Genomic DNA, 6,577 nt, shown 5'->3' on the forward strand with positions numbered 1-6,577 from the left:
GAGAAGGAACCTGAGCGAGAGAACGGGGAGCCTCAAGAGCAATCGGCCGGTAAAGGGCGGGGCAATCTACGGGAGGAATTCGCCGGGTCTCAATGGGAAAGCGCGCGGAGGGGGTCCAGGAGCGTCAAGCCTCGGTCACCTGGCCGGCCACCAGCCGCAGCCGCCGGGGCATCGAGCGGGCCAGGACTTCATTGTGCGTGACAACCACGGCGGTGATGCCCAGGTCCCGGTTCACCTCGCGCAGGAGCTGGTGGATGCCCTCGCCCGTGGCCGGGTCCAGGTTGCCGGTGGGCTCGTCGGCGAGCAGCACGGCCGGCTTGAGCACCAGGGCCCGGGCCAGGGCCACGCGCTGGGCCTCGCCACCGGACAGCTCCCCGGGCCGGTGCTCCACGCGGCTGCCCAGCCCCACCCGCTCCAGCAGCTCGCGGGCGTAGGCATAGGACTCGGTCCGGTCCCGGCGCTGGATGAGGGCCGGCATGGCCACGTTCTCCAGGGCGGTGAACTCGGGCAGCAGGTAGTGGCTCTGGAAGACGAAGCCGATCGTGCGGTTGCGGAAGTCGGCGATCTCCGCGTCGTTCATGCCGAAGACGGAGCGCCCCTCGAAGAGCAGCTCGCCCGCGGCCGGCATGTCCAGCGTGCCCAGCACGTGCAGGAAGGTGCTCTTCCCCGCGCCGGACGCGCCGATGAGACTCACCAGCTCGCCCTTCTCGATGTCGAGCGACACGCCGCGCAGCACGTCGATGCGCTTGCCGTGCAGGAAGTAGCTCTTGAAGACGTTGCGGATGGAGAGCAGCGACATCGTCCTCACTCCGCCTTCAGGCCTTCCACCGGCTCCACGCTGCTCGCCTTGAGCGCGGGATAGATGGATGCCAGGTAGGTGACGAGTACCGCGATGACCACCGCGAGCGCGGTCTGCAACGGCTCGATCTTCACCGGCAGCGCGGGGATGTAATAGACGGACGGGTCGAGCTTGATGCCCACCCGCTCGATGAAGAGGCACCAGACCAGCCCGGAGAAGAGGCCCAGCACGCCACCGGCCACGCCAATCTGCAGGCCCTCGGCGAGGAAGATCTTCACGATGCCGCCGTCGGACACGCCGAGCGCCTTGAGGACGGCGATCTCCTTGCGCTTCTCCAGCACGAGCATGATGACGGTGGCGACGATGAGGCCGGCGGCGACCACGATGATGATGGAGAGGATGATGCCCATCACCAGCTTCTCCAACCGCAGCGCGGAGAAGATGTTCCGGTGGATTTCGCCCCAGTCGCGCGAGCGGTAGGGGTAGCCGCCCAGCTCGCGCGACACCAGCGTGGCGATGCGCCGGGCGTCATCCACGTCCGCCACCTTCAGCTCGATGCCGCTGGGGCCATCGGTGCTGAAGAGCTTCTGCGCCTCGTCGAGCAGGATGTAGGCGAACTTGGCGTCGTACTCGTACATGCCCGAGTAGAAGATGCCCGCCACGCGGAAGGCGCGGCTCTTGGGGATGAGGCCAGCGGGGCCCAGCTCGGCGCCCTGCGGGGAGATGACGTTCACCCGGTCGCCTACCACCACCCGCATGATGGTGGCCAGCTCCCGGCCGAGGATGATGCCGGGCAGCACCTTCGGCTGGGCGCTCTTCGTGCTCTTGCCGATGATGGGATCCTCCGACTCCTGTTCCTCCTCCTCCTCGTCCTGCTGGGTGGACGGGTTGCCGAAGCCGCCGAACGCGCGCCGGGGAGCGATCTTCTCGGGGGTCGTCAGGTTGTCCAGCTCGCCCCCGGGCAACATGTTCTTGCGCAGGTCCAGCACCGAGCCCACGGTGGCCGGGTCGATCCCCTTGAGGACGATGCCCTGCACCTCGTCGCCCTCGGCGAGCACCATCACCGGGTTGTCGATGGAGGGCGTCTGCCCCGCCACGCCGGGCACCTTGGCGATCTGCTCCATCAGCCGCTTGTACTCGGGCAGGTGGCCCGCGTACTTGGACACCACCACGTGCGAGTGGGCGCCGAGGATCTTCTTCTGCAGATCCTCCTCGAAGCCGCTCATCACCGACAGCACGATGATGAGGGCCATCACGCCCACGCCCACGCCGCCCACCGACAGCGCGGTCATCATCATGGTGGGCGACTGCTCGCGCAGCTTGAGGCGGTTGAGCGCGGAGGCGGCGGCGAGCGGATCCTTCAAGCCCAGGGCGCGGATACGGCTGCGCTCCACCGCGGCCTCCACCGAGCGGATGATGCCGTAGACGATGAGCGGCGGGACGATGCCGAACATGAGCACCGCCAGCGTGCCCAGCAGCAGCGAGGGGCGGAACACCCCCACGTGGCGGCGGGCGACGAACAGCTCGAAGCGCAGCTTCAGGTCCAGGCGCCCGCTGCCCGCGGCGATGAAGCCGGTGTTGAGGCCCAGCACCAGCATCAGCACCAGCAGCGAGAAGACGAGCCAGTAGCCCACCACCGGGCGGCCGAGCAGCTCGGCCACGTACGTCACCTCGCGCAGCCGGTAGCCCAGCGACACCTGGAGGTCCGGCACCTGCTCCACCAGCGTCAGCAGCACGGGGACGGGCAGGCCGAAGTAGATGACGCCGATGGTGGCCTCGGGCATGGACAGCCGCCGCGCGCGGGAGGCCCCCACGAAGCCGGACGCGAAGGCCACGAGCGACGAGACGATCAGCGAGACGGCGAAGGCGCCCGTCGGAGGCAGCCCACCGCCCTCCCCGCCCGCGCCCCCGCCGCTGGACAGGAACGTCTGCAGGAGGATGAGCACCAGCTCGGCGAGCAGGATGCCGCCGCCGTAGGCGCCCAGGGTGCTCCAGTAGAAGTCACGGTATTGCGCGAGCCGGGGGTACAGCGCCGCCCCGGCGGCCGGACTCGGACCCTCGGCGGAGGCTTCCGGAGCGCGCCGGATGCCCGAGGCGATGACCGCCCAGCCCACCAGCCACGCCGCCGCGCCGAGCAGCAGGTACCGCGCCCCGACGATCTGGATGGAGGAGCGCAGGGCGGTGGACTGCAACGCCGATAGCCCCAGCGACTGGAGTGTCTGGATGAGCGCCCCCCAGCCGAGCGCGGACAGGCCGAGCACCCCGGCCACCCGGCCCCAGGCGTCCGATTGGGTGATGGCCACGCCGAGCAGCACGGCCCCCACCAGCGCCACGAGGGCGCCGCTCCAGATGAGGCTCCAGCGGTAGACGGTCTGCCGTTCGGCGTTCACGAGGGTTCCTGCCTACTTCGCAAGCGGCTTGAGGAGGGGGAAGAGGATGACGTCGCGGATCGACGGCGCGTCCGTGAACAGCATGGCGACGCGATCAATCCCGATGCCCTCACCGGCCGTGGGCGGCATGCCGTGCTCGAGCGCGCGGATGTAGTCCTCGTCGTAGTCCATCGTCTCTTGCTGGCCCCGCTGCTTGGCGTCCAGCTGGGCGAGGAAGCGCTCCTTCTGGTCGATGGGGTCGTTGAGCTCGGAGAAGGCGTTGCCAATTTCCCGGCCGGCGACGAACAGCTCGAAGCGGTCGGTGATGTCCGGGTTCTGGTCGTTGCGGCGCGCCAGCGGGCTGACGGCCGTCGGGTAGTGCGTGATGAAGGTGGGGTGCACCAGCTTCTGCTCCACGTGGTGCTCGAAGAGCGCACCCACCAGCTCGCCGTGGTGCATGGTCTCGATGGCGCGGCGCTCGGACTCGGCGTGCGTCGTCTTGAGCAGCTCGTGCCGCAGCCGCTCCGCATCCGCCATGTCCTTGTCGCTCAGCCCCGGGACGACCTCGCGGATGGCCTCGGTCATGGGGATGCGCTTCCAGCCCTTGCCGAAGTCCAGCACGTGCCCCTGGTAGGACACCTTGGTGTCCCCCGTCACCGCCTTCGCCGCGCCCGAGAGCATCTCCTCGGTGAGGTCCATCAGGTCCTCGAACGTGGCGTAGGCCTGGTAGAACTCGAGCATCGTGAACTCGGGGTTGTGCCGGGTGCTGATGCCCTCGTTGCGGAAGTTGCGGTTGATCTCGTAGACGCGCTCGATGCCGCCCACCACCAGGCGCTTGAGGTACAGCTCCGGGGCGATCCGCATGTACAGATCGATGTCCAGCGCGTTGTGGTGTGTGGAGAACGGGCGGGCCGCGGCGCCGGACACCAGCGGGTGCATCATCGGGGTCTCCACCTCGACGAAGTCCCGGGTGTCGAGGAAGTCCCGGATGAAGCGCACGAGCTTGTTGCGCTTGAGGAAGACCTGCTTCACGTCCGGGTTGGAGACCATGTCCAGGTAGCGCTGGCGGTAGCGGACCTCCACGTCCGTGAGGCCGTGCCACTTCTCGGGCAGGGGCCGCAGGGACTTGGTGAGCGGCACGAACTTCGTGGCGGACAGGGTCAGCTCGCCCGTCTTCGAGCGGAAGATGGCGCCCTGGGCGGCGATGAAGTCGCCCATGTCGGTGAGCTTGAAGAGTTCGTAGGCGTCACCGAGGGCGTCCTTCTTCAGGTGGACCTGGATCTCCCCCGAGCGGTCGCGCAGCTTGACGAAGGCGGCCTTGCCGAAGCTGCGCACGGCCACGATGCGGCCGGCCACGTCATAGGAGGCCGGCTCGGCCTTCTCGAGCTCCTCCATGGACTGGTTGCCGTGGCGGGCGTGGATGTCGGCGGCCAGGTGCTGGGGCCGGTAGCCGTTGCCGTACGGGTTGAAGCCGGAGTCGCGCCACTTCCGCGCCTTGTCGAGGCGCTGGTCGTAGATCTCCTGCTCCTTGGACCCGAGGTCCGCTTCCGCGTTCTTGTTCTCTGGAGTGTCAGCCATGGGGCATCCCGTAGGGGCGCGGCACCGTAGCCAAGCCCACCCCGGGACGCAACGAATGGGTACAGGGGATGTTCCCGAGCGGGCGCGAAACAGGGTGGACGGCCGTCACCTGTGGTGGTGCTAGCATCCCCACGGCAAGGGAACTGAGAGGGGGGCCCATGCCTGGACGTGTTGCGCTCGCATCCGCCGTGCTGCTGCTCGCTGTTGGGACGGGATGCCCGGAGACCTACGGAATCGACGGCAAGATGGACAAGGCCATCCGGCAGGACATCCAGGATGGGCTTGAGGAGCATCAACGGTGCGAGGACGGCGAGTTACGGGTGTGGTCGTGCACGGATCCGGATGACCGCGAGACCTGCCGATGGAGATGTCCTTGAAAAAGGGGCGCACAGCATTCGGCATCGCCGCCGGCCTGCTCCTGGTGCTGCCGCTCGTCTTCACGGGAAGACTCGCATTGAACGGACAGCGCGGGACCCAGGCTCCTGATGCCCCGGAGGTCAGCCCCATGCTTTCCGACCCCGAGCGCCGCCAGCTCCTGACCTATGGGCGTCGCTGCCAGGAACCCGGAGATTGCGCTCCGCCTCTGGGCTGCCTGAGTCCCATCAGCGGAGGCGAGAGCCTCTGCCTCGCTAGCAACTGCATGACGGACCTGCAGTGCCCCGAAGGCTTCACCTGCGAGACGCTGCACCCGCGAGGAGGCGCTCCATTGCTGCGCCGCTGTGTGCTTGAAGGCACAGCCAGAGAAGGGCAGCCCTGCATCGAACGTTCGAACGCCCGGGTGGATGTCTGCGCGCGGGGGCTCGTCTGCAACGTCTACTGCGGTCGACCCTGCCTCATGGAGGATCCTTCAAGCTGCCCCAAGGGATTCTTCTGTGGAAAAGGGCCCAACGGACTCTCGTGTCTTCCCACATGTGAAGGCCAGGGCTGCCAAGAGGGGCGGCAATGCGTCCGGTTCAACTCGGGCCTCTCCACATGCGCGAAGGTCCGGGGGTACAACTGTCAGGAGAGTGCGTGCGCCGAGGGCCAGCGCTGCGTCAAGATGACCTCATCCGGAGATCGAGAGGCCGTCTGGATGGAGTGCGTCACCCCTTGTGACGAGAGCACCCCCTGCCCCACCGGCTCCCTCTGCGACTTCGGTGCCTGCCGGAAACCGTGCAGGCCCGATACGGCCGACACGTGCGGCCCGGGCCTGAAGTGCACCGAGGATCCTGACAACAATCGCTGGCTGTGCAGCCTGCCTCTGGACTGACGTGCCGAGTCAGGGCGCGGACATGATGAGGAAGGCCCCCACGGCCGCCGCGATGAGCAGCGGAATGAGGATCTCCACCGGCAAGCGGTACTGCGCGTGCATCATGTGCAGCTTCTTCAGTCCGAAGCGCCGCTGCCGCTTCACCCGCGTCATCACCATCGAGGCGAGCGCCGGTGGAGCCTTCTGCTTGTCCACCTTGCGCAGCCGCAGCACGGTGCTCGAGTAGCTCTGCCAGCCCCGCTGGCACTCGCCGCACCCGTCCAGGTGCGAGCGCACGGCGTCGGCCTTCTCGGCCGGAAGCTCCTCGTCGGCGAGGGCGATGAACAGGGCCTTGGTCTCGCGGTGGCTGAGCTGTGCTGGCATGTCCCGGAGTCTCCGCTGAAAACCGTTCATTCCTCAAGCCGTCCCAGGAGATCCGCCAGCTTCTCCCGCGCCCGGTGGAGCCGACTCTTCACGGTTCCCAACGGCAGCTCGGTGATGTCGACGATCTCCTCGTAGGACAGCCCCTCGATGTCCCGCAGCGCCACCAGCATCCGCGCGTCCGCCTCGAGCCGCGAGATGGCCCACTGCACCCGCGCCTGC

Annotated in this window: 6 protein-coding genes; 1 reads left to right on the forward strand and 5 read right to left on the reverse strand. The window is 67.9% G+C overall.

Annotated elements, in window-relative coordinates:
• Positions 1-124 precede the first annotated feature (124 nt).
• Genes VF697_RS26110 through lysS form a run of 3 tightly spaced genes read right to left on the reverse strand, consistent with a single transcriptional unit; the run spans position 125 to position 4,746 of the window.
• The gene (locus tag VF697_RS26110) at positions 125-799 is read right to left on the reverse strand and encodes an ABC transporter ATP-binding protein (RefSeq protein WP_331099430.1); all 675 of its coding nucleotides are present in this window, start codon (positions 797-799) and stop codon (positions 125-127) included.
• Between the two features lie 5 nt (positions 800-804).
• Entirely contained in the window at positions 805-3,189 is a 2,385-nt protein-coding gene (locus VF697_RS26115; protein ID WP_331099431.1) for an ABC transporter permease, read from the reverse strand.
• A gap of 12 nt (positions 3,190-3,201) precedes the next feature.
• On the reverse strand, positions 3,202-4,746 hold the full coding sequence (gene lysS, locus VF697_RS26120) for a lysine--tRNA ligase (protein ID WP_331099432.1): 1,545 nt from the start codon (positions 4,744-4,746) through the stop codon (positions 3,202-3,204).
• Positions 4,747-4,904: 158 nt separating this feature from the next.
• On the opposite strand from lysS, the gene VF697_RS26125 reads away from it, so the two are divergent.
• A complete protein-coding gene (locus tag VF697_RS26125) occupies positions 4,905-5,123 on the forward strand; it encodes a hypothetical protein (protein ID WP_331099433.1) in 219 nt (72 codons plus the stop codon).
• Positions 5,124-6,004: 881 nt separating this feature from the next.
• Here the strand turns inward: VF697_RS26125 and VF697_RS26130 are convergent.
• Both VF697_RS26130 and VF697_RS26135 read right to left on the reverse strand, forming a co-directional pair.
• On the reverse strand, positions 6,005-6,358 hold the full coding sequence (locus VF697_RS26130; RefSeq protein WP_331099434.1) for an anti-sigma factor family protein: 354 nt from the start codon (positions 6,356-6,358) through the stop codon (positions 6,005-6,007).
• A gap of 26 nt (positions 6,359-6,384) precedes the next feature.
• Positions 6,385-6,577, reverse strand: a 193-nt coding sequence (locus VF697_RS26135; RefSeq protein ID WP_331099435.1) for a sigma factor-like helix-turn-helix DNA-binding protein, incomplete at its 5' end; no start/stop codon positions are given.

Origin of the sequence: Archangium sp. (assembly GCF_036388035.1) — a bacterium.
Taxonomy (GTDB): domain Bacteria; phylum Myxococcota; class Myxococcia; order Myxococcales; family Myxococcaceae; genus Archangium.